Genomic DNA, 22,481 nt, shown 5'->3' on the forward strand with positions numbered 1-22,481 from the left:
AACCCGAGAATTCGATCATGGCTAAACGCCCCCCTCGCCGCACCGCCGGCGCCACGACCCCTGCCAAACCGGTCGCTCTGAACGAGCGCGACAAGAAGACGATGGGCCAGTTGGTCGGCATGGCCGACGTGGTCACCGCCACGGCCGCCAAGAAGCGAGAACCGCACCTCGATATTCCGGCCCGCGCGCTGTCGAACGTCAAGTACAACAAGACGAAACGGTTTGTCGAGATGGGTTCGAACACGAACCGCCGGCAGTTGTTCAACCTGTCGCAGGCCAAGGCCTACATGCAGACCATGCTCGTGGCCAGCGGCTGCAAGGAGTTGATCGAGCAAGGCAAGACACTCAGCCTGCGTGGATTGTTCTACAAGAACAAGCACTCGATCGAAGGCGTCAAAGAAGAGACTTTCGACGAGCAGGGCGAATCCGACACGATCATCGAGGACGTGGAAGTAACGGTCAACGCCCTGCGCGAAGAGCTGCATCTGTACGCCGAAAAGCGCGGCGACATGGTTGGCCCCCTGGTCATCGAAGATAAAGGGGACGAGATCGATTGTGCCCGAATGGGCTCAGGCGGTTACGGCGTGCCGTCGATCGTCGAGCCGGACGTCATCAAGTTCAAGAAATGCGACGCCAAGTTCATCCTGCATGTCGAAAAAGGAACGGTCTGGCAGCGTTTCAACGAAGACAGATTCTGGAAGAAGCATAATTGCCTGCTGACTCACGGCGCCGGCCAGCCGACGCGTGGCGTGCGGCGCATGCTCTATCGCCTGCACAACGAGCTTAAGCTGCCGATCTACTGCCTGCTGGATAACGACCCTTGGGGTTATTACATCTATAGCGTTCTGAAGCAGGGATCGATCAATCTGGCCTTTGAATCGAAGCGAATGGCCATCCCCGACGCGCGCTATTTAGGATTGCGCTCGATCGACCTGGAACGCTGCCAGCTTTCGAACAGCGTGCGGATCAACCTCAACGACAATGACCGCAAGCGCGCCAAGCAGATCGCGGATTATCCGTGGTTCGCCGGCAAGAAGGCGTGGCAAAAAGAGATCAGCAAGATGCTCGACAACGGCTTCAAGCTGGAAGTCGAGTCATTGATCTCGAAAGGCATCAGCTACGTCACTGAGGAATACGTCCCGCAACGCCTGGCAGAGCAGGATTGGCTGGATTAATGCTGGCTCTGCCGTGGGAGCGATGACCGGTGATCGATTGCAACAATACCGAGCCGTAGCGTACGATGAATACCTGGAGGAACTCGCCATGTCGTACGCATTCCCGCCGGAACTCGATCGTCTCGTCAATGAACGGATGGCTACCGGCTTGTACACCTCGCAGGAGGAATTGCTCGTCGATGCGTTGCGTGCTTTAGAGGAACTGGATTCTCGCCATCGCGAACTGCGTGACGAAGTTCAGCGTCGAGTTGCCAAATCCGGAAAGGGGCTATCGGCACCCCTTGATGTCGAAGGAATAATGGCCGCCGGCCGTCGCATGCTGAGTGCAGAATAGCTCGAAGTATGGCTCGCGCGATATTTCTTCCTGACGCGAGTCAAGATGTGCTGGATATCTGGCATCACGTCGCCAGCCAGCACAACGATCTCACGGCCGCGGACAATATTTTGCTCGGCATTCGTACGGCTGCTGATCGCTACGCAATTCATCCCGAGCTCGGACAATTACGCTCGGATCTAGCGCCCAACGTTCGTTGCTTCGTCGTGAAATCGATTGTCGTTTTTTACGTGCCCGTGAACGAAGGAATCGAAGTCCTTCAAGTGATTCACGGAGCCCGCGATGTGTCACAAAGATTCCGCGGGGCGCCTTAGAGTGAACCCAGAGAGCAGTCCGAAACAGGCAAACACGAAAAGAGAACATTGTCGGGAGAGTCTGTCAGTAACCACAGAACTCCCGCATCACTTCCCCTTCACCGGCTTGCCGATGTCGATCACCCGTTCGCACGCCACGGCCGGCATTACGAAAATCTTGCCGTCTCCCATGCGGCCCGTGCGGGCGACCTCCACGATACGGCGCGTGATCTCTTCAACGCGCGCATCCTCAACCCACAGATTAATCTCGACCTTGGGGAGGAAAGCCAGCGAGTATTCGCTGCCGGCGTATTGATCGAGATAGTTCTTCTGCCGGCCGTATCCTTTGACCTCGCGGACGCTGACCGCCTCGAGCGGGGCCCGCTTCAGTCCTTCGAGGACTTTCTCAACCAGGTACGGTTTGACGATCGCGACAACCTGCTTCACGGCGCCTCACTCCGAAGAATCGCTTAGCGCATGTACGTGCCAAGACTTAACGCGATGCAAATGTCACGGCTGGATTGGCCAGCACCAACACTTCAACGCCTGAGCGGAATTGCCTAGCTGAAAAAGTTATCGCCCGTCATATTCAAATCGGGCCGTGTCACCACGTCCATATCGCCGTTGACCTGCGTGCGGCAGGCCAGCCGCATCTTGTCTTCGTTGCCAATGAACGCGAACAAGGCCGGCGTCAGCGGGTTGTATTTGCACGTGAACGTTTCGACCATGCCCATCGGGCTGGCGTTTTCCGTCCCTTTGGTGATCAACACCCGGCAGGTGCCGCAATGGCCGAAGCCGTGACAGTTGACGATCTCGTTCAGTTTCGCGCCGTAACCATTCAGCCCGTTGTAGAGCTTGATTCCGGCTTTCATCGCTTCCGCGCGAAGATTGGCCCCTGCGGGGACTTGTACCTGCTTCTTCTCGTTGACGAAATTGACGATTGGCATCCCAAAACCCTGGTCGAGAAAATGGAAACGGACAGGCCTTCTTTGTGGCGCGGGCGATTTGTTCGGGCGACAATCCAGTGCCCGGCTTCCCCACCGACGGCAGAGGTACCAGGTTGACCCGGATTATCCCGCTACTCTAGCGTAACGCGCCCTGCGGGGGAACCACAGGGGCCGCAGGATTCCGCTCTGCAGCCCCGTTTCGGCGCCCCGCCCGCAGCGAGAAAAATAAAAAACGGCACCGGCCGCTCGTGGCGACCGATGCCGTTCGTGGTTAACTCAATCGAAAGCATGCGGCAGGGGCAGATCTCCCCGCCTTTGCGCCGGGGGAACGTTAAAACGCGCCCAGACCGCTTTGGGCCGCGGCCAGCTTCACGGCCGAGCCGATGATCTTGAGGATCCCCTCTTCCGCCTCGAGGCGATAGAGCGAACCGTTCTTGATCGGCTGAGCGGTCAACTGGATCTTGTCCTTGCCGCTCTCCTTCAGCGTGGCCGCCATGGCACCCAGGATCGGGTTGGCGTCCTCGGTCTTCGACATCAACTTCAGGATCGGAGCCAGCGAAACGGTCAATTCGAACGGCTTGTCGGTCGTTTCCTTCACGCCCTCCGACTTGTCGACGACTTTCTTGATCGTCTCGATGCCCTTGTCGCCGATCGCCAGGAAAGCGCTTTCCTTGCCGACACCAACGGTCACCGTAATCTTGTCGCCGAACAATTCTTCCAACGCGTCGGCGTTATCGTCGTCTTCCGGCACGTCAAACGTGACCGTGTGGAACGTGATGGCCTTGTGCTTGTCGGCGTTCAGCTTGATCGCGTCGGCCGGGATGCCCGCATCCTGCTTAGCCAGGTCAGCCAGCTTTTTGACGACGCCGTCCAAACGGCTGGCGTCCGTCACCAGGCCACCGACGGCCACGGTAAAGGGGCCGTCGCCGACAACAACCGCACCGCCGTTGAACAGGCCTTGCTTGACCGTGTCTTGCAGCACGTCGATCACCTGTCCGACGACGTCCTTGACCGTCCCCTTGATCTTGTCGCTGCCGAAATCCTGATCGTCCAGCGACGACATGACCTGCGAACGCAGCGAGCTCACCATCATCAACGCCTGATCGGTGTTCTCAGGTGCGGACTTGCTGTTGACGTGCATGGTCGCGACGGCGTCCGGCAACAAGAAGCCGGCAAACTTCGACGGAGGAGCCGGCAGCGAAACCATCTGCTTGGCCGTGGGCGTTCCCTCGGCGGCGGTCAGCGAAAGGTCGAGGTAAGTGCGGCGTGCGCCCTCGTCGATCTGCAGGCCTAGCGTGACTTCGTCCAGTTCGTTCAGCGTCGTGACTAGCGTGTCCATCTGTTGCTGGGTCATCTTCGAGCGCTCTTCGTACTGCGCGTCGGTTTCATCCGGACCCTGCTCCAGGCTCCCCTCGACACCCATCTTGATCTGGTCGATCGCCAATTGGCGGAAGACCTCAGGAATGTTCTGCACGTTCAGGCGCACGGCGACGTCGTACTGCTTGTCCAGCCCGCCCAACAGCGCGACCGGATCCTTCGGCAGGCTCGAGAAGCTGGCCGCGTCCTGGCTGATGTACGCGAAGCCGTTGTGCTCCTTCATGTAGAGCGGAATCGGCAGCCCGGCTTGAATCTTGTAGACGCCGTCTTCCTGATCCGGATCACCCAAGAAGCCGGATAGCGCGTCGAGCAGCTTCTTCAGGTCCGTGACCGGGATGAAGCCGAGCAATTGAAAGCTCAGACCATCGGTGCTGGCGGCCAGACCCCACGGCTTGGTCTTGTCGAGACCCGCCAGACCCTGCCCTTGCGTGAAGAAGGTGATCATTCCTTCCAGGTTCTTGGCCAGGTCCGGGCTGTCGGACAGCTTTCCGACAAAGGCCAGGTCGTCCAACACGCGCTGGTAACCAGCGATCGAGACAACCAGGATCGGCTTCATGTCTCCCTGGGCAGCGGCACGGCTGGCCGAGCCGGCCAGCAGCAGCGCGACGGCAATCGTCGAAAGTAACGTCTTCTTCACGGCAATAGTCTCCAATGGTTTACGAGCGAATATTGTGAGCGGGCGAATGATTCGCGACCGCGCGCCGATTCCGAAAGCCCGGCCTATATACCCGGCGAAAGGAGCATTGGTTTTAGCGAATATTCCGGCCCATGCTACCGGCGCAAGCGAAAAAAGGGGCCATCCGGCCCACAAACTTAGGTCGTGTTTCGGGGGCCGGGACAACAGCGCAGACCGGTTCCTCGCAAGGCACTTCGGCGACGTGTGGCACCCGCGGTCGATTGCTGGCGCCTAGGCCCCCTGATTGGAGATCAGGACAGGAAACCGCAGGCGTGCAGGGGCAGCACGGAAGAATTACTGCCCCGAGAGGAAATCGCTCGGGTTGAGTATCCGGCCCGCCGGCCCGGCAACTTCAAGCGTCGCAAAGGTTCAAGCGTCGCAGAGCCGGGCCATGACGCACTTTAGCGCTCGCGAAACGTGATGCGTCCCTTAGTCAGGTCGTACGGCGAGAGCTCGACCCGCACCTTATCTCCAGGCACGATACGAATGAAGTTTTTGCGCATCCGCCCTGCGACGTGGGCAATCACGGTGTGGCCGCCATCTAGCGTCACGCGAAATCGCGTATTGGCCAACGCCTGGGTGACGACCCCTTCGACCTCTAAAGCTTCTTCTTTTTCCGCCATACACCACTCCGAAAAACGACCTGGAAAACGACCGGCCCGCCCGCCGCGAGAGATGCAATATCATACCCCAGCCGGAAGGGGCGTCTAGCATGAATAGGCCGGCAATTGGGCCTGAAGCTTCATTAAACCGCGGCTAATCCCTCGGCCAGCGCCGCCAACACCCCTTCGTTCGACTCGATTCCCAGCGACAGACGAATCGTGCCGCCGGTGATACCGAGTGCCGCGCGTGCCGCGGCGGTCAGTCCCCGATGGCTCGTGCTTTCGGGGTGAGATAGCGTACTGCTCAGGTCGCCTAGCGACGGAGCGAACGGAATGGCCTGCGCCGCGCGAATGAACCGGTCCGCCGCGGCGCGGCCGCCGGACAACGTAAACGTAACGATCGAGCCGAACGCGCCTGCGAATTGGCGCGCCGCAATCGCGTGGTCGGGATGTGACTCGAGCCCCGGATAATAAGTCGCGGCGACCTGTGGTTGATCAGCCAGGTAATGCGCGGCGGCCAGCGCATTGCTCGCGGCGCGCTCGACACGCAAAGCCATCGTCCCCAGCCCGCGCGCGGCCACCCAGCAATCGAAGGGACTCGACGCCAGTCCCCACGTCGAAAGCACGTTGGGGACGCGTTGCCAGGATTTCTCGGATCCGCAGATCACGCCCAGGCAGACATCACTGTGTCCGCTCATGATCTTCGTCAAGCTTTCCATCACCAGTTCGGCGCCGAGCGCCAGCGGTCGGCAAATAGCCGGGCTGGCGAACGTATTGTCGACCAGCAGTCGCGCGCCTGACGAACGGGCCAACGTCGATAGCGCCGCGATGTCGGGCACGCGCAGCAGTGGATTCGCAATCGTTTCGGCGACGACGAGCTTCGTTTCCGGCGACAGGGCAGCCTGCACCGCGCTTAGGTTACAAACGTCAACCACCGTGCTGCGGATGCCCAATCGCGAGCATTCTGCGGTCAACAGTAACGACGTGCGGCCGTATAGTTGATTACTCACGAGCACGTGATCGCCGGGCGCGAGTTGTGATAGGACAATTGCCGCCAGCGCTCCCATGCCCGTGCAGCAAACTGCGGCCCGTTCGGCACCGTGCAGCACACGGCACTTCTCGGCCAGCAGATCGGCATTGGGATGCCCGTCGCGTCGATAGGCGTAACCGGCCAGCTCGCCCCCCAAGAGCGCATCGGCCTGATCAATGCTCTCGCAGCGATAAACGGCCGCCGTATACAGCGGTGCAACCAGCGGCTGCGTCGGTTGTGGCGGCAGCACGTCGGGGCGCGGGCAGATGTCATCCGGCTTTTCAGCCATAGGAGTGAGCCTTGAGGTGCGTGAGATATACAAACGTACGCGATCACCGCGCAATCACGATCGTCATTACCGCGATAGTATAGTCAGGCCAGGTGCATGACACGTCGCCACACCCGCAACCGGGCGGCGCATCGAACTGAGTGGCGCCATGCCGCGGATCGGCGTGCGCCGGCCACTCAAGCGCGCCAGCGCCGCCCCAATCGCTCGTCGAGCACGGTCGCGTATAGACCGGTCAACTCCGCGACGCACGCCTCGTCGAGGCTTTGAGCAGGATCTTCGGGCAAGCCCGGCACGATCGCGACACGCCCTTCCAAGTCGCCGAAGCGTGATTGCACTTCCGCCGCCAGCGCTGCGTCAGCGACGATCACCCGGCTGGCATTCTCGGCGGCCTCGGCAGCCAGCCGTTGATAGCGCGAATCGAATTCGAATTCTGCCAGCTCCTCGCGCAAAGCGGTCACAACATAGGGCGCTCCCGACTCGAGCGCCAGATGTGCCATGATCCACACCTGCTGACAATGAACGATTTGTGGATCGAAATCGTCGATCTCGGCATCGAGCGCTCGCCGCAGCGTAGAGCGAAAAGTTGACAACTCATCATCCGAGAGTTCGGTAAATCGACGGCCAAGGGTCGGTCGCACGCCAAAATGCGGCGCGTCGAACGTTAACTCGGCGCGCGGGTTGTCGGGCGCGGCGATCACGCGGCGCATACCGATACGTCGCGAGACAACTCCGGCGGGCCCCACGTCGATCATGCGCACGGCATGCCCTGCGCCGTCCAATCCCACGGCCAGGCTCAAGGACCGCGCGCCCGGTCCCTGCTCCTCGATCGGTATGTCACTCGCAATCAAGACGCGCATCAAACAGTTCGCCGAATGAGGAGAGCCGCGCCGTGCGGCCAGGATTCCGCTCGCGAGCGGGCCAGGAAACGAGTTCAATGACCGCGCCGTGCGTAGAACTTCAGTGTAACGAGCGTCGCCCTTTGGAAAGAAGCGGGATCGTTGCGTCGCACCAGAACCCGCGGCTTGCTTATGAGCGGTGTATGAGCCGCAGCGGGGATCGAAATGCCTTACCTCGGTCGTCCCGACGGCACGGGGACCCGCCACGAACCGGCCGGGGCGACTGCGTCGCAACATCGCATCAATCGATTTCGATGCGATGACAACCGAGACACAGTCTCGGCTTCCCAGCGCCCCTCCGAGCCGTACCGAAGGTGCAGCGCCGGATATAGCATTGTGAAAGATCTGGAACCCCGGGGCGAGATAGCCATCGGTCACCCCCCGGGCGCAGGCATTTTCGTTGTGCTAGACCCCGGCCCACCCCTATATTGAACGCACCGATCACGGAGCAACGATCGCGTCGGATTCGGGCCGACCATATACGAAAATACCGGGTCGCCTGGCCCTGCGGGGTGCGGCGGCAACATGGGGCGGAATCGGCTTCCGCTCGCCGCACGAGGCGAGCCGAGGCGGGGGTTGCCAGCACCCGCGGTAAAACTTTCGCGATCAGATAATTTTTCGCAGACCATCGGCCCACTCGCCGGCCGAATACTTGATCTAGAGGATTGTTCCTGCGGTAACGATTGCCGCGAACGTCCCGGCCATTCCGTCGGCCATCACGGAAAAGTCAGCGAGGAGCGAGCTTTCGGCGTAGAACTTGAAATAATGGATACCGTGGCAGTTGCGTGCGATTCGGCCGTCCTCCGGCGACCGCTCGCGTTGACGGCATTCATGAACCCTCTTCGCTTCCCCGCCGTATTGGGGGGCGAAAGCCGATAGCACGCAAGTAACACGAAAAAGCCCCTCAGCAAGCCTTCAGCGCGCCTATGAGTACCGATCAGGTAATCAACCCGGAACTGATCGAGCAGACGAAACAACAGATTCGCAGTCTGGTCGGGGAGATCGCGCAACTTGCTCGTCAGGACATCGGCGCCGCCGAGTTCTACAGCGAGTTTCTGAATCGCGTCGTCACGGCACTGGCCGCCGTTGGCGGTGCTGTCTGGACGGTCGCGGAAGGGGGCGGGCTACAACTCGAATATCAAGTCAACCTGCGCGAAACGCGGCTCGGCGAGAACGAAGAGGATACGGCTCGCCACGGCCGATTGCTGCACAAAGTCTTGCGCAGCGGCGAAGGCGCACTAGCGGCCCCCTTCTCCGGCGCCGGCGATGAGTCCGACGACAAGACCGGCAATCCGACGCCGATGTTGCTCGTGCTCGGCCCGGTGCAAATCGAGGGGGAGCCGAAGGGGCTGGTCGAGATCTTTCAGCGCCCCAGTGCCGACATTCGCACGCAGCGCGGCTATCTGAAATTCTTGATGCAGATGTGCGAGCTGATGGGGGATTTCCTCCGCTCGCGCCAGTTGCGTCAATACAGCGATCGGCAGACGCTGTGGAATCAGTTGGAAAACTTCACGCGCGCCGCGCATACCAGCCTTGATCCGTCGGTGGCCGCCTTTACGATCGTGAACGAAGCACGCCGCTTGATCGGCTGCGATCGCGTGAGCGTGGCCTTGCGTAAAGGTCGCAAGTGCCGCGTCGAGGCCGTCAGCGGCCAGGACGTCATGGACCGCCGCTCGAATACCGTCGTGCTGCTCAGCGAACTGGCCACGGCCGTGGTCGCCGCCGGCGAGCCGGTCTGGTACTCGGGCGATACGTCGGACATGGCGCCGCAAGTCGAAAATGCGCTGCAGGCGTACGTCGACGAGTCGCACGCCAAGAACGTGGCGGTGTTGCCGCTGATCAGGCCCGAGGCCGGCGCGACCGACGAGGACGCGCCGCCGCCGACAGCGATCGGCGCCCTGATCGTCGAACAAATTGAGGACAGCCGTCCGCGCGACGGCATGGTGCAGCGCGTCAACGTCGTCTGCGAGCACAGTGCCACGGCCTTGGGCAACGCGCTGGAGCACAACAGCCTGTTTTTGCTGCCCGTGTGGCGGTCGCTGGGCAAAGCCCGCTGGGTGCTGGCCGCCCGCACGTTGCCGAAGACGATTTTGATTTCGCTGGCCGTCATCGGCGCGGTCATCGCCCTGTGTGTGGTGCCGGCGAATTTCAAGATTCAAGGTAAGGGCAAGCTGCAGCCGGTCATTCGCCGCGACGTTTCCGCCAGTGTCGAGGGGACCGTGACCAAGGTCTACGTCGAGCACGGCGCCACGGTCCGCAAAGGGCAATTGCTGGCCGACCTGCAAAACACCGACCTGGACGTAAAGATCACGGAAGTCGAAGGAACGTTGAGCGAGGTTAACGAAAACCTGTCGTCGATCTCGCGACATTTGATCGAAATCAAGAAATCGAGCAAGTCCGACCCTCGGCAATCGACCGCCTCGGAGGAAGCAAAGCTCGCGTCCGAAGAAAGCCAGGCCAAGGAAAAGCTCCTCAGCCTGCGGGCGCAGTTGAAGATCTTGCTCAGCAAGCGCGAGCGATTGAAGATCACCAGCCCGATCGACGGTCAGGTAACGACCTGGGACGTGGATAACCTGCTCGAGGGGCGTACCGTGCAGCCGGGGCAGGTGCTGATGAGCATTTCGGATCCCAACGGCGATTGGGAGCTGGAAGTGCTCATACCCGAAGAGCACATGGGCTATATCGCCCGTGCCCAAAAAGAAGCGAATCAACACGATTTGAAGGTGACGTACATTCTGGAAAACGATCCGTCGCATTGGCACGAAGGCAAAGTCGGCGACGTCCACTTGGCGGCCGAGGTGCGCGGCGAGGACGGCAACACCGTGCTTGTCCATGTCGCGATCGACAAGCACGACTTGCAAGAGCTAAGCCAGGGTGCCGGCGTCAGGTCCAACGTATTCTGCGGCAAGCGTGCCGTGGGCTTCGTTTGGTTCCACGACTTGATCGAGTTCCTCCATTCACGCGTACTGTTCCGAATCTAATTTCCGAATCCAGGTGTACCCGTGGTCCACTCGGGCCCAGGCCAGCGACCTCACTCGTAAATCATCGAAAGCCACCGGGCAAATCGCGTGTCGACCCGACAGCGAAGGAGTTCGTCTATGCTGCGTCTTAGTTTTGTCGCCTGTGGAATCGTGCTGGCCGTTACGCTGATCGGCGTTGCGCAGCAGTCGACCGGGGGCTCGCCCTCCGAGGCGCACATCCGCTATCCCGAGTGCCTGGTCAAGCTGAATGATCGCTTCGACGTGCAGGTCTCGGCCCAAGAGGCCGGCGTTCTGCAGAGCCTCGAAGCTCACGAAGGGATGGAAGTGCAGGCGGGTGACGTGCTAGGCCAGATCGATGACAGCCAGGCGCAGAGCAAGAAGAAGGTCGCCGTTGCCGAACACAAGGTCGCGCAAACCGAGGCCGAGAACGACGTCGACATTCGTTTCAATCAGGCGCAATCGGGCGTGGCCGAAATGGAATACAAGCTCAGTGAGGAAGCCAATCGGATCGCGACCAAGGCGCGCCCTCGGGTCGAAATGGAAAAGCTCCGCCTGCAATGGAAGAAGGCTTACCTGGCCATCGAGCAGGCCGAGCTGAAGCAAAAGACCAATCGCCTCACGGCCGGGGCCAAAGAGGCCGAGGTCGACGCCGCGGACAACGATATCCAACGCCGCAAGATTACCGCGCCCCTGGCCGGTGACGTCATCGAAATCACGCCGGGCGTCGGCGAATGGCTGAATCCTGGTTCCCCCATCGTACGGATCGTGCAAATGGACAAGCTGCGCGTCGAGGGGATGTTGAACATCAAGGACTTCGGCCCCGATCAAATTTCCAATCGCCCGGTGAAGGTCATGACTCAGGTCGGCCCGAGCCGCGTCGAGGAATTTCAGGGCAAGGTCGTGTTTATCGACCCCGAGTTGCTCCCCAACGGCAAATATCGCGTGCTGGCCGAGGTCGTGAATCGTCGCGCCGAAGGGGATGGCCCCTGGCTGCTGCGTCCCGGTATGCAGCCCGAGGAAATGGTGATCGACGCATTGCCCGGCAAACCGTCCGGCACCGCGGCGCAATCGAGGTAACGCCCCGCGAAGTGCCCGATAAAGTCGCTTCGAACGGTGTTCAGCCTGGTTCGCGGCCGATTCGATCGCCAGAGCGCCGCATCTTTTCGTCAGAGCTTCTTGAAATATGGCAACGTTGGCTGACAGTCTGGTCTCCAGTTCCGCACGGCGGCTGGGGGTCCGCGCTCGGCCGGACTTGTCCGTCAAACGGCACCGCTACCACGGCCGGTCCTACTGGGTCGTCAAAGAGCCCGTCAGCCTGTCCTACTTCCGCTTTCAGGAAGAGGAATTCGCCATCCTGCAGATGCTGGACGGCCACACCAGCCTGGATGAAATCAAGGATCGGTTCGAAGCCGAGTTTCCGCCGCAAAAGATCACGGTCGAAGAACTGCAGCAGTTCATCGTCACCTTGCACCGTCGTGGGCTGGTCATCGCCGACACGCCGGGCCAGGGAGGACAGCTCAAGAAGCGCCGCGACGAGCGCTGGTGGCAGGAGTTCTGGGGCAAGCTGTCGAACGTACTTTCGATTCGCTTTCGCGGCATCGATCCGGACCGTTTGCTCACCTGGCTGGACCGTCGCCTGGCATTTATGTTTCGCACGCCCACCGTGGTGTGCTGCATGCTGCTGGCCGTGTCGGCGCTCTTGCTTGTCATGGTGCAGTTGGACGAGTTTCGCGCGAAGCTGCCCGGCTTCCACGATTTCTTCAATTTGCACAACGCGGTCTGGATCGGCATTACGCTGGCCGTGACGAAAGTGATTCACGAGTTCGGCCACGGCCTGACGTGCAAGCATTTCGGCGGCGAGTGCCACGAGATGGGCGTCATGTTGCTGGTGATGACGCCCTGCTTGTATTGCAACGTGTCGGACTCGTGGATGCTGCCCAGCAAATGGCAGCGCGCCATGATCGGCGCCGCCGGCATGTACGTCGAGGTGATCATCGCCTCGATCTGCACTTTTTTATGGTGGTACAGCAAGCCAGGCTTGTTGAATCAATTGTGCCTGAGCACGATGTTCGTCTGCTCGGTCAGCACGATCATGTTCAATGGCAACCCGCTGCTGCGCTACGACGGATATTACATCCTGTCGGACTTGCTCGAGATTCCAAACCTGCGGCAGAAGGCCAGCGAGATTCTCAATCGCAAGCTGAGCTACTGGTGCTTGGGCATCGAGCAGCCCGATAACCCGTTTCTGCCCGACCGCAACCAGACGCTGTTCGCCATCTATAGCCTGGCGGCGGTGACGTACAGTTGGGTCGTGGTGTTCTCGATTCTGTGGTTCTTGCAGCGGATGCTGGAGCCGTATCATTTGAAGAGTATCGGCCGCGTCATCGCCATGGCGGCAATGTACGGTTTGTTCGTGCAGCCCTTGTGGAAGCTGTGGACCTACTTCCGCGTGCCAGGGAGGACCGATCAAGTGAAGAAGCTACGCTTGCTGGCCACGGTCGCCGTGGTGGGGGCGGTGATCGCTGCAATCTTTACCGTGCCGCTACCGCATCGCGAGTATTGCATGCTGCAGATTCAGCCGCACGAGGCCGCCAGCGTGCGCGTGATCATCCCGGGGCGCATCGAGGAAATCCTGGTCGAGCCAGGCCAGCGCGTCGATGCCGGTCAGCCTCTGCTGCGTTTGAGCAACCCTGACCTGGAGCTATTGATCACGGACCTCGAAGGCAAACTGACCGTCGATCGGGCGAAATACGCAGGGCTGCAACTGCAACAGTTCCGCGACGACACGGCGGCCCTTCAGATGGCCAGCGTTCACGAAAATATCCTCGCGACCGAGGATGCCCTGCGTCAAAAGAAAGCCGACCTGGCGAAGCTCGACATTTTGGCGCCGATGGCCGGAACCGTATTGCCCCCTCCTGAGTTGCCGCACAAAACGGTCAACCCCGACGGACAACTTCCCAGTTGGTATGGCACGCCGCTCGAATCGCGCAACCTAGGATCTTACCTAAGCGTGAGTACTCTGATCTGCATGGTCGGCGATCCCAACCAGATGCACGCCGACCTGGTGCTGGATCAATCGCAGATCGACTTCGTCGCGACCGGGCAGAGCGTCGACATCAAGCTCGACCATTTGCCGCTGGACGAGTTCCAGGGAAAGATTGCCAAGATCGCCCTGGAGGATATGAAGGCCACGCCCAAGAACATGTCCAACAAGTCCGGCGGCGAAGTTGCGTCAAAGACCGACGAGTCCGGCGTCGAGCGCCCCTGGAGCCCTTCGTACCAGGCGCTCGTCTTTCCCTTGACGGGGCCTGACGATCTGCTGCGGAGCGGGTTACGCGGCCGCGCAAAGATTCACGCCCGCTGGCAAACGGCCGCCCAGCGCGCGTGGCGCCTGCTCAGCGATACCTTCAACGTCCGGCTATAAGTGCCGTCACGCACGTTGCAGGTACGCTGCGGTTCACCACGGGCGTGGCAAGATCGCCGGCGCTCCGGGGCGCAATCCTAGCCGCTCTTCTCGATAGGCCGGCAGCGTATCGATCGGCGGTAGTTCAGTGGCCGACAGGTTCTTCGCCGTGCCGGGCGCGTGCTCCGTGCTATTCAGCGCTACGTCGAACGTGTCGATGACCTGATCGTCCAGGTCCAGCACGCGCACCGCCAAGTGGTCGTCATAAACATCGACCAGCCCGTAATGATTCCGCCCCGCGGTCAGTGCGCCTGTGTATGCAGCGGGCTTTTCGGCGGCGTATAAGTTCGGCGCGCCGCCACCGCTAACGACGTAGGTGATGCCGTCGAGCGGTTTCGATCGTTCGTAGTAATGGTTGTGCCCGGTCAGGACGAGCGTCGCGTCGGAATTCTTCAGCGCGCCGTGGGTCCACAAGCGGAACCAATACATGTTCGCCCAATCGCGTTTGCTGCCGGTAAAAATCGGGCGATGCTGACAGACGACCGTGGGCCCCGGATGCCGCGATAACTCCCAACTGAGAAAGTTCGCTTGCTCGGTACCCGGCAGCGGGAACCGCTCGGAGTTCAGCATCACGAAGTTCAGGCCACGGTGGCGGAAGTGATAGAAGGTGCGCGGCAAGTGGGCGAAATATTGCCGAAAGCGAATTTCTCCCCGATCGTCGTAGCACTTTTCCTTGTCGTGATTTCCCACAACGGGCATCAATCGCAGCCGGTTCTTGGCTGCTTCGTTCAGGACGTATTCCCACTGCTCGTCGCTATCCCCTCGGTCGACGATATCTCCCAGATGCACGACGAACTCCAGGTTCGCGTCGCGCAATTTCGCAAAGATGCGATCCGTGATGCCGCGCCCTTCGTGCGTATCGCCGACGAAGGCAAAGCTCCACAGCTTCGCGTCGGCAGGGGACGAAAAGCTAGCAGGCTCGCTGATCGTGGGCGAGATTCTAGCTACACCCCAGGCGATGATGCCGCACAACATGGCGCCGCACAGCAGGACCATGCTACGTCGTCGCGTGATTCTCATGTCGCACCATCGACGTCCGCGCGGCTTGGCCGCCGCAAAAAAAAAGAGAGACAACAGCCGCTCGTCGCGCGCTTGTAAGTACCGCGATGGCGAAGGGGAGATCGGCTTTGGCCAATCACCGCAAAGGCCCGGCTTTTACCAGCTTTGCGAAACTAGCTCAAGACAGGATTCACCGCAGCCGGCGGGCCGGCCCTTCTAGGAACTGGGCCCGCTGATTCCGGCAGCACAGTACTATTCCGGGCGCGCTTCACCGCGGCTCACGACCCGGTGCCCCAATAGCTCGGGCCCTGCCAGGCGTGCTTGCAGGTCCGTAACCCGCGCGTTCAGCCGCGATAGCTCGTCGTGCCAGGTGTGGATTTCGCGGCACTGACTTGCGACATCGGCAAAGAATCCGGCCGCCAGCTTCGGACTGCTCCAGGCCAGGGCAACGTCGTTGATTTCGGCCGTCAGCCCGCGCCGCAATCGCGACGTGAACGACCATATCAACAGCCCGCTCCAAGCCGTGAGAACGAGCGCCGCGCCGAGAAAGAAATCGGTACCCAGCACCGGCTGCGCGGTAGCGCTGAATCCGAATTCAGGCGCGAGCCACGAATCATAAAAGAAGTTCTTGGCGAAGCGGTATAGCAGGCCAAAGAACATGATCGAGAACAGAATTTCATACACGGTGCGCGTCACCAGCCCCGAATGACGTTCGGCCTGTCGATGAATGACCGATTGCAATTGGGCCGAGGCATCGCCGATAAAGCTGGCGGCGACGCTTGCCGCCTCGCGCGCCAGCGGCGCCGGTTCCAGCCGGCGGCGATCGAGCCCGGCTTCGGCCGCGTAGCCGTCGATGATGATCGCGCCAGTGCGCAGATCCGATTCTTCCCAGCCGAGCGCAGCCGCGCGGACCGTGGCCGATTGTCCCCGGCGAGCGTTTCGGCGGGCGCGCCATCGCCGCCCCCCTTCGAAAGCTCCCCACAGCGCCAGTTGCGCCGCACTGCGCACGCGGACCAGGGCCGCTCCGGCGACCAGTCCTCCCAAGCCTTGGTACAGGCGCAGCACGCAAGAGAAGGGACTGAATCCCCACCGCGACGTCACCTCGCTAACAAGCCTGCCTTCCCAACTGCGCCGGCTTGAGAGCAATTCGTCGCGCAGTCTTTCGGTTAGGCGGGCGGCGAGCCTGGCGCGCTGTTCCTGAATCGCAGCTTCGAGCTGTTCAACTTGCGTGATATTTCCGTCGACACGTTGCCGGGAGGTCGTAAGCGATTCGCCGACCAGGTCCAAGAAGTTCGCCCGGCGAATGCGGTGCGTCGCGGCCACGGTCAGCTCGCGCGTCAGCAGATCGACCAGCCGTCCGAACTCCCCGCGCGGCTTGATCCCTTGCCGTGCCTCGGCGATGGCCGACAAGGAATCCACGAAGAACATTTCGCCCGTCGTGTATTCCCCCGTCAACGATCGCTGCCAATCATCGCGCACATCCGCGTCGATGTCGGCATGAGTTTGCACGAAGACCAGTCGTGCGCCTGCTGCGGCGCCCGCCAGTTCTTCGGCCACCCGGGCGCTGCGATATTTTTGCTGCGTCGTCGCCACCAGCAGCACGTCGCAATGAGGCAATAGCTCGCGCAGCTTGGCCAGGTTCGTGCCGCGCAGCGCCTCGTCTTCGGTCGTGTCCGGGTCGGGGCAATCCAGCAGCACCACGTCGCGCAGTACGGGTGCGTCGCGCTCGATCACGTTCACCGATTCGGGATCGATCCCCAGCATCGCCAATCGCAGGCCAGGCCGGCAGATCAAGGTCGGCTGCCGCGTCGTGGGGCGCTCGCGCCCCGCAGAGCTGACTTCCGCGCCAACCAGGGCGTTGACCAATGTGCTCTTGCCCGTGCCCGTTCCCCCTAGCGTCGCGACAATCAAAGGAGCGTCGAGCCGCACGCGCAGCGTGTCGACGCGGGCCAGCAGCCGGCGCACGAGCGCCTGACAATGCCGCGCCGGAGGCCAGGCCGGAGAATGCTCGGCCCACGCCGAAAGCTCGGCCGCCAGCGAGTCGACCTCGGCCAGCAGACCCAGGTGTGTCAGCATTTCGTGGGACATAGATTTGCACGTAGCAGAGGCGGCACGGTTTTAACCTTCACGCACCCCGATTATATCCGAGAACCTCGCCCGAATGGCTTTCGCGTGCATTGCGCGTCTGGCTTGGCCCCGGCCTACCGCGTCGCTCACGACGATGTCGTGGTGAGTTCTTGCGGGGGCAAGTCGGACGTGACGATCGGCGCCGGTCGAACAGGCGATTCCGATACCCGCACCGTATCGCAAAGATTTTGCACGGCGGCCAGCACCACGGTCTCATCCGCGGCAGCCGGTTGCCGCGCAGGCGCTTCATGGGCCTGCAACACGCATTCCAGTGCCAGGGCGATATCATCAGCAGTCAAAACACCGCGCACGCGCCCTTCGTCAATCACCGGCAGGCAGGAGATTTGGTGATCGACCATCAGCGCCGTGGCCGGCCCCAACAAGGCGCCCGATGGCACGCAGATGGGGCCGCGCGTCATCAAATCCACGGCCCGCTTGCCGATGCGGTGCCGCAGGTCGCGATCCGTGACGATTCCTAACAACCGGCCGCCATGTTCGCAGATCAACAAGTGACGCAACGGTGCCGAGGCGAGCAGATTGACGAGTGTTTGCCGTGAGGTCGACGGCGGCGCGATCACGATCGCCTCGGTCATCACTTGACGCACCGTGAGCGCCGTATTGCGCGCGGACGCCGGCGCGACCTTCAGCGCGGCGGCAATCGCTTGTCGCTTGGCCACGATCCGCGCCGGGACACGCGCCGCGCGGGGCCGACGATAGCGCTGCGACGAATCTTCCTTCTGCATGCGCCACCGTGCAATCACGTACCACGCACCGTACGCGAAAATCGCGACCGACAGAGAGACGACCAGCCACCACGGAATCCTCAAGCCTTGGGTGAGCGCCCCGGCCGCCAGCGGCGCGTGCGAAAGATCAAAGTAGTAACAGCCCGGCATGAGGTCTTCGAACGAGACGATGCAGGCGGCGACCGATTCGGCCGATCGCTGTCGCTCGGCTGCGATTGCGTCGCTGACCAGCAGCAAGGCCGCACCAAGGATTCCCAGCGCAAGCGCGTAACGCGCCCGAATGCTCGTTCCGCCGGCGCGCGTTTCGGGCGCAGCGCCACCGAACTCCGCGGACGTTGAGCGACGGCGACTGCCCTGCATGACGGGACCTGGACGATTGCGTGAGAACTGCCGATTCCACGCAACTTTAGCTTGCGAACAATCCCGCGCCGGAGCTTTGCGCGTTCTTTGACCAGGTGGGTTGTTACGGCGCGCCGGAACCGCGATTCGTCGTGTCCGGCTTGTCGAGTGCTTCGGTCGATCTGTCGACGACGCGCACATCGATGATGCGATCGTGCGCAGCAGGCTCGCTCGAATTGTCGTTAAAGGCCGAAAATCCGCGCACTTCGACATGACCGCGCAGCCGGGTAACCAACCACAGCCCTAGCAGCCGGCGTCCGAGCGGAACCAACAGAACCAGGGCCAGCAAGTCGGTCAGCACGCCAGGAACGATCAAGAGGATGCCGGCGACCAACAGCGAGAGCGTTTTGCCGGCCGCGGCGAGAGGAACCTGTCCGCTACCCAGATCGGTTTGCATCGTGCGTAGCGAAACGCGTGATACGCGCCGCAGCAGCGCCATACCGGTCACCGCGCCGCCGGCGACCAAAATCAACGCGAAGCCCAGCGAGGTGTGCCGCCCGATCCAAATCAGAAGCGCCAGATCGACAACCGGTAGAACGACGATCCAGAGCAAAGGATTCATTACTTCCGCTGTGTGTCAGATGGCTTCGCGGCCATCTCGGTGAAGGCATCGGCCTGTTCGTCGTCGCCCAGGAAGCGATGCATCGTGGCCAGGTTCGTGTACGGCACACGCAGCGCCGCTTGATCCAACGTACCGTCCTTGACCGCTCGCTCCATCAGCTTCAGTCCGTTGCGCGTCAGCCGGACTGCTTCTTCGTGACTTCCCACCGCCCAGTACGAAACGGCCATGCTCACGAAACCTTCTCCGTGACGGCCCGTGTCGGTCAGCGCCGCCGTGGGCACCGGCCGTTCCAACTGCGGAATGGCCCGTTCGAACCAGGCGACCGCCTCTTGCGGGTCTTTCATGTACAACGCACAGACCGAGCCCATGCGGAAGTATAGCCGACCCAATAAGTATGCCTCGACGGGTTCAAGCTGGCGACCCTCGGAGCCGGCCTCGAGATGCTCGACGGCCAGCATGCCGTATTTCATCGCCTGCTCGGCGTCACCGGCCGTGTGAAAGACTTGCAGCGCATCGTACAGGGCGGTCCCGATGTCCCATTCCAATTGGCGGTGTCGCAGTGGATCCTTGGCCTCGGACAGCGCAGGTGCCGAAATGGCGATCGTCTTTTCGACCCACGGCGTGGGATCGAGGTCCCCTTCCATGCCGACGCAGGCAGTCAGCGCCTCGCGACAGACGGGCAATCGCATGTCGACGTTGGCGTCCTTGTTCGCGGCGAATTCGTTGGCCAGTTCGTCGGCCCGATTGAGCCAGTTGGGAACCATCGTTTTCTTCATCTTCCAATTGCCCCAGGCGATGTTGCGCGCGGCAGACAGGTGCGCCACGATCAACGACTCTTGCGCCAATCGCCTTACGGTTGGATGCCGATCATTCACCAAGGGTTCAGCGAATTTAATCGCCTGCATGTGCATCGGCAGCGCCGCCTTGTAATCTCGCGATGGTCCCGTAGACAACTCCTCACCCATTTGGTTCAGGCAGCAGGCCTTCAACTCGGGTCGGGCCGCCGACAAGGCGAGCGCTTGCTTGGTTTGATCGATCGCCTTGGTGTGTTGGCCCACGTCAGCCAGCAGAGCGCCCGACGTCAGGCGGTAGCGCGGATTGCGAGGGTCGAGCTTAACGGCCATATCGCACGCTTTGGTGGCGGCATCGCTTTGCCCAATGTCGCGCAACAGTCGGGCTCGTAACCAATGCGCCCGCGAGCATTGCGGATCGATCACGAGCGCCATGTCCAGATCTTGCTGGCAGGTGGTATCGTCCTTTTCCATATTCTGCTCGGCACGCAAGGTGAAGGCCTGCGCATCGACGCGCTCATAGACCAACTCCGCAACACGGTCCTTGGCTCCCGGCGCATACACGACGAGCACACCCTTTTCCGGCAGCGCGATGCCCACCATCTCACCGATTTCGTCGACGACGTCGGCCGGCGCGACGGTGGCCATGCCGAGTTCCGTGGCTAGCTCACTCCAGCGCGGATGCGGATCGTAGGAAACGACGATCGCTTGCACGGTGTCTTGCAGACAGCGCACTTCGACCCGCGCCGAGCCGTCAACGCGATAGGTGCGCCGCTCGACGTCCTTCTGCTGCACGACCGAAAGCGGCTTACCGAGGGCCTGATCGATCTCTTTCGACGTCGACTCGCCGACGCGCAGGCCGTGGAAATCAGCCGGTTGCGGGCGCGCGACGGGTGTGGACGCTTTTTTGATTTTGTCCAACAGCGTTCCGCCCGGCGGCGGCGGCGCTATCGTCTCGTCTTCGACCTCGGGTGCCGGGGGAAGCTTTGCGTCCTCGTCAATTTCCTCAGCCGCTTTCGCACCGCCCGACACAACGGACGTGTCGATCACCGGCTCGGAATCCTCGGGCATGGCTTCCGCCGAGGTATCGCCGGGGGCGGCGTCGGCCGTGGATTCATCGCTTGCTGGTTCAGCGGGCGCGGGTTCGGCGCTCGCTGCGTCGTCGCTGGCTTCTTCGGGAAGAGGGGCCGGAGGTTCGCCGCTCGCCGCATCTTCTTCGAAGGCCGCTACGGCAGCGATCGTCGACGAGGCTTTCGAGTCCCGTGAAGCGGTGTCGCTCGCGCCCAGCGGCGCGGCAATCGAGCAAGCGGCCGCGATCAGCAGCGAGCGAATAAACTTCCAGCACATGCCAGGCATCTCCTTCTGTCGATGGCGCGCACGCCAAACGAGCGAGAACATTGCACGTCCCAGTGCGGTGACGCCATGCCGATCGACGGTTCGCAAAAAAGCGCTCGGCCGATTGCCCGTCTGATCCGTGCGAAGAACTCTCGCAACTAAAGGTCTCAAAGCCTCGAAAAGCCGCGTGAGTATAGCGTTGCGGCCCGGCGCGCCTAGAGAGATCCTGCGCGTGCTAGCGATGGTGGGCCGTTATCACCCCTGGTGCTAGCGGTCGTGCGAACGCTTCATCCGTTACGCGGCGAAACACTTGCACCCCGCAGCAGCGCTTCGAGCAAGCGGGCCGCACTCGCGCAATCGCCGCCTGTCAAAACTCGGATCGCATCCGTGAGCACGGTTGTTTGATCCTCGGTGAAAGGGACCGCCGCACAGGCCGGCGGCGACTCTGGCACCAAACGGTGGCTGATCGCGCCTAGCAGCTCAGAAACGCCCTCGCCAGTGATAGCACTCGTCCGAATGAGCGGTTCTTGCCGGCGCAACTTCGGTTCAGAAACCAGGTCGCACTTATTGGCAACAACGATCGCGCCGGGAAAAGCGGCGCGTAGACGTTGTTCGTCCGCGTTCAATGCTAGGCGGGCATCGAACACCAACACCACCAGTTCGACGGCCGAAAGTTGCGCCCGGGCGCTTTGGACGCCTGCCGCCTCGAGCGGATCGGCTCCTTCGCGCAATCCCGCGGTATCCGAGAGCGTGACAGGCCAGCCGTCGATGGCCGTTTGCGCGGTTACGACGTCCCGTGTCGTACCGGGGGCGTCGTAAACGATCGCGCGCTCGTAGCCGACCAGGGCGTTAATCAGGCTGCTTTTACCGACATTCGGAGGACCTGCCAGGGCTACCGTGAAAGGCTCGACCAGATGCCGGCCGAGCGCACGGTACGCCGTAAGGGCCTGCAAGCGTCCCAGGGCCGCGCTTGCGTGAGCTTGCTTACAAAGCGAAATCACTTCGCCGATAGCATGCGACATCGCGCCCTGCCATTGATCGAGCAGTATGCCGGCACAGCGTTCGGTCCGCGCGCAGGTCAGCGCCAGCGCGGCCTCACGTTGAATCTCGTCGATGCTCTGCGACGACAGCCACTGGGCGTCATCGATCTGCCGCGCCCCGGCTCGCCGCAGATCCTCGACGATGCGACTGACGGCCGCGACGCCGCCGTGGCAATGGATCTCGAATTCGGCGGACGCCGTGCGGCAAGCGACCACTTCTTCTCCGTCGTCCGCGCCCCAACGCCCGAAATAGATTCGCTGCATCGCGAATTGCTCAGTCGGAATTCGCGACGACGAACGAAAGTATTGCCCCACGCCACTGCCGGCGTTCAGTCCCGAGACAGCCACGACGGCCACGGCGCCGCGCCCGGCAGGAGTGAGAACGCAGACGTCAAAATCGCCGAGGGTGGACATCGTTTATC

General features: G+C 61.7%; 18 protein-coding genes. 6 read left to right on the forward strand and 12 right to left on the reverse strand.

What is annotated here, in order from left to right; all coding sequences use genetic code 11:
- Nucleotides 1-17: 17 nt before the first annotated feature.
- The 3 genes from VGN12_26430 (at nucleotide 18) to VGN12_26440 (ending at nucleotide 1,823) form a co-directional block, all read left to right on the forward strand.
- Nucleotides 18-1,175, forward strand: a complete 1,158-nt coding sequence (locus tag VGN12_26430) for a DNA topoisomerase IV subunit A (protein HEY4313017.1) — start codon at nucleotides 18-20, stop codon at nucleotides 1,173-1,175.
- Between the two features lie 88 nt (nucleotides 1,176-1,263).
- The gene (locus tag VGN12_26435; GenBank protein HEY4313018.1) at nucleotides 1,264-1,509 is read left to right on the forward strand and encodes a type II toxin-antitoxin system ParD family antitoxin; all 246 of its coding nucleotides are present in this window, start codon (nucleotides 1,264-1,266) and stop codon (nucleotides 1,507-1,509) included.
- A gap of 8 nt (nucleotides 1,510-1,517) precedes the next feature.
- Entirely contained in the window at nucleotides 1,518-1,823 is a 306-nt protein-coding gene (locus tag VGN12_26440) for a type II toxin-antitoxin system RelE/ParE family toxin (protein HEY4313019.1), read from the forward strand.
- An 87-nt stretch (nucleotides 1,824-1,910) separates the two neighbouring features.
- Here the strand turns inward: VGN12_26440 and VGN12_26445 are convergent, their stop codons facing one another.
- The 6 genes from VGN12_26445 to VGN12_26470 form a co-directional block, all read right to left on the reverse strand.
- Nucleotides 1,911-2,249 (reverse strand): P-II family nitrogen regulator, encoded by a 339-nt coding sequence (locus tag VGN12_26445; protein HEY4313020.1) that lies wholly within the window; start codon nucleotides 2,247-2,249, stop codon nucleotides 1,911-1,913.
- 113 nt (nucleotides 2,250-2,362) lie between these two features.
- Nucleotides 2,363-2,749, reverse strand: coding sequence for a ferredoxin (locus VGN12_26450; GenBank protein HEY4313021.1), 387 nt, complete (start codon nucleotides 2,747-2,749; stop codon nucleotides 2,363-2,365).
- A gap of 331 nt (nucleotides 2,750-3,080) precedes the next feature.
- A complete protein-coding gene (locus VGN12_26455) occupies nucleotides 3,081-4,763 on the reverse strand; it encodes a hypothetical protein (protein HEY4313022.1) in 1,683 nt (560 codons plus the stop codon).
- A 440-nt stretch (nucleotides 4,764-5,203) separates the two neighbouring features.
- Nucleotides 5,204-5,425 carry a translation initiation factor IF-1 gene (gene infA, locus VGN12_26460; protein HEY4313023.1) on the reverse strand — a complete coding sequence of 74 codons (222 nt, stop codon included), beginning with the start codon at nucleotides 5,423-5,425 and terminating at the stop codon, nucleotides 5,204-5,206.
- A gap of 122 nt (nucleotides 5,426-5,547) precedes the next feature.
- Entirely contained in the window at nucleotides 5,548-6,723 is a 1,176-nt protein-coding gene (locus VGN12_26465; protein ID HEY4313024.1) for an aminotransferase class I/II-fold pyridoxal phosphate-dependent enzyme, read from the reverse strand.
- A 176-nt stretch (nucleotides 6,724-6,899) separates the two neighbouring features.
- Nucleotides 6,900-7,580 carry a glycosyltransferase gene (locus tag VGN12_26470; protein HEY4313025.1) on the reverse strand — a complete coding sequence of 227 codons (681 nt, stop codon included), beginning with the start codon at nucleotides 7,578-7,580 and terminating at the stop codon, nucleotides 6,900-6,902.
- A 965-nt stretch (nucleotides 7,581-8,545) separates the two neighbouring features.
- Between VGN12_26470 and VGN12_26475 the strand changes: the two genes are divergently transcribed.
- The 3 genes from VGN12_26475 to VGN12_26485 all read left to right on the forward strand — a co-directional run bounded on the left by VGN12_26475 (nucleotide 8,546) and on the right by VGN12_26485 (nucleotide 14,024).
- Entirely contained in the window at nucleotides 8,546-10,600 is a 2,055-nt protein-coding gene (locus VGN12_26475) for a biotin/lipoyl-binding protein (GenBank protein ID HEY4313026.1), read from the forward strand.
- Nucleotides 10,601-10,717: 117 nt separating this feature from the next.
- Nucleotides 10,718-11,677, forward strand: a complete 960-nt coding sequence (locus tag VGN12_26480) for an HlyD family efflux transporter periplasmic adaptor subunit (GenBank protein HEY4313027.1) — start codon at nucleotides 10,718-10,720, stop codon at nucleotides 11,675-11,677.
- Between the two features lie 106 nt (nucleotides 11,678-11,783).
- Complete coding sequence (locus tag VGN12_26485) at nucleotides 11,784-14,024, forward strand: HlyD family efflux transporter periplasmic adaptor subunit (protein ID HEY4313028.1); 2,241 nt, start codon at nucleotides 11,784-11,786, stop codon at nucleotides 14,022-14,024.
- Between the two features lie 33 nt (nucleotides 14,025-14,057).
- Here the strand turns inward: VGN12_26485 and VGN12_26490 are convergent, their stop codons facing one another.
- The 6 genes from VGN12_26490 to VGN12_26515 all read right to left on the reverse strand — a co-directional run bounded on the left by VGN12_26490 (nucleotide 14,058) and on the right by VGN12_26515 (nucleotide 22,473).
- Nucleotides 14,058-15,083: a metallophosphoesterase gene (locus tag VGN12_26490; GenBank protein HEY4313029.1), complete on the reverse strand. Its 1,026-nt coding sequence runs from the start codon at nucleotides 15,081-15,083 to the stop codon at nucleotides 14,058-14,060.
- A 231-nt stretch (nucleotides 15,084-15,314) separates the two neighbouring features.
- Nucleotides 15,315-17,150 (reverse strand): GTPase domain-containing protein, encoded by a 1,836-nt coding sequence (locus tag VGN12_26495; protein HEY4313030.1) that lies wholly within the window; start codon nucleotides 17,148-17,150, stop codon nucleotides 15,315-15,317.
- Nucleotides 17,151-17,275: 125 nt separating this feature from the next.
- Nucleotides 17,276-18,292: a CBS domain-containing protein gene (locus VGN12_26500; GenBank protein HEY4313031.1), complete on the reverse strand. Its 1,017-nt coding sequence runs from the start codon at nucleotides 18,290-18,292 to the stop codon at nucleotides 17,276-17,278.
- 103 nt (nucleotides 18,293-18,395) lie between these two features.
- Nucleotides 18,396-18,893 carry an FxsA family protein gene (locus tag VGN12_26505; protein ID HEY4313032.1) on the reverse strand — a complete coding sequence of 166 codons (498 nt, stop codon included), beginning with the start codon at nucleotides 18,891-18,893 and terminating at the stop codon, nucleotides 18,396-18,398.
- On the reverse strand, nucleotides 18,893-21,031 hold the full coding sequence (locus VGN12_26510) for a hypothetical protein (protein ID HEY4313033.1): 2,139 nt from the start codon (nucleotides 21,029-21,031) through the stop codon (nucleotides 18,893-18,895). The genes VGN12_26505 and VGN12_26510 overlap by 1 nt, the downstream gene beginning before the upstream one ends.
- 275 nt (nucleotides 21,032-21,306) lie before the next feature.
- Entirely contained in the window at nucleotides 21,307-22,473 is a 1,167-nt protein-coding gene (locus tag VGN12_26515) for a GTP-binding protein (protein HEY4313034.1), read from the reverse strand.
- Between the last annotated feature and the right edge of the window lie 8 nt (nucleotides 22,474-22,481).

The organism is Pirellulales bacterium (assembly GCA_036499395.1).
Classification (GTDB): Bacteria; Planctomycetota; Planctomycetia; order Pirellulales; family JACPPG01; genus JACPPG01.

Coding starts and splice junctions, on each gene's coding strand:
- VGN12_26490 (HEY4313029.1), bottom strand. CDS start 15,083: ATGAGAATCACGCGACGACGTAGCATGGTCCTGCTGTGCGGCGCCATG.
- VGN12_26500 (HEY4313031.1), bottom strand. CDS start 18,292: ATGCAGGGCAGTCGCCGTCGCTCAACGTCCGCGGAGTTCGGTGGCGCT.
- VGN12_26495 (HEY4313030.1), bottom strand. CDS start 17,150: ATGTCCCACGAAATGCTGACACACCTGGGTCTGCTGGCCGAGGTCGAC.
- VGN12_26475 (HEY4313026.1), top strand. CDS start 8,546: ATGAGTACCGATCAGGTAATCAACCCGGAACTGATCGAGCAGACGAAA.
- VGN12_26515 (HEY4313034.1), bottom strand. CDS start 22,473: ATGTCCACCCTCGGCGATTTTGACGTCTGCGTTCTCACTCCTGCCGGG.
- VGN12_26430 (HEY4313017.1), top strand. CDS start 18: ATGGCTAAACGCCCCCCTCGCCGCACCGCCGGCGCCACGACCCCTGCC.
- VGN12_26450 (HEY4313021.1), bottom strand. CDS start 2,749: ATGCCAATCGTCAATTTCGTCAACGAGAAGAAGCAGGTACAAGTCCCC.
- infA (HEY4313023.1), bottom strand. CDS start 5,425: ATGGCGGAAAAAGAAGAAGCTTTAGAGGTCGAAGGGGTCGTCACCCAG.
- VGN12_26440 (HEY4313019.1), top strand. CDS start 1,518: ATGGCTCGCGCGATATTTCTTCCTGACGCGAGTCAAGATGTGCTGGAT.
- VGN12_26510 (HEY4313033.1), bottom strand. CDS start 21,031: ATGTGCTGGAAGTTTATTCGCTCGCTGCTGATCGCGGCCGCTTGCTCG.
- VGN12_26435 (HEY4313018.1), top strand. CDS start 1,264: ATGTCGTACGCATTCCCGCCGGAACTCGATCGTCTCGTCAATGAACGG.
- VGN12_26505 (HEY4313032.1), bottom strand. CDS start 18,893: ATGAATCCTTTGCTCTGGATCGTCGTTCTACCGGTTGTCGATCTGGCG.
- VGN12_26470 (HEY4313025.1), bottom strand. CDS start 7,580: ATGCGCGTCTTGATTGCGAGTGACATACCGATCGAGGAGCAGGGACCG.
- VGN12_26480 (HEY4313027.1), top strand. CDS start 10,718: ATGCTGCGTCTTAGTTTTGTCGCCTGTGGAATCGTGCTGGCCGTTACG.
- VGN12_26465 (HEY4313024.1), bottom strand. CDS start 6,723: ATGGCTGAAAAGCCGGATGACATCTGCCCGCGCCCCGACGTGCTGCCG.
- VGN12_26485 (HEY4313028.1), top strand. CDS start 11,784: ATGGCAACGTTGGCTGACAGTCTGGTCTCCAGTTCCGCACGGCGGCTG.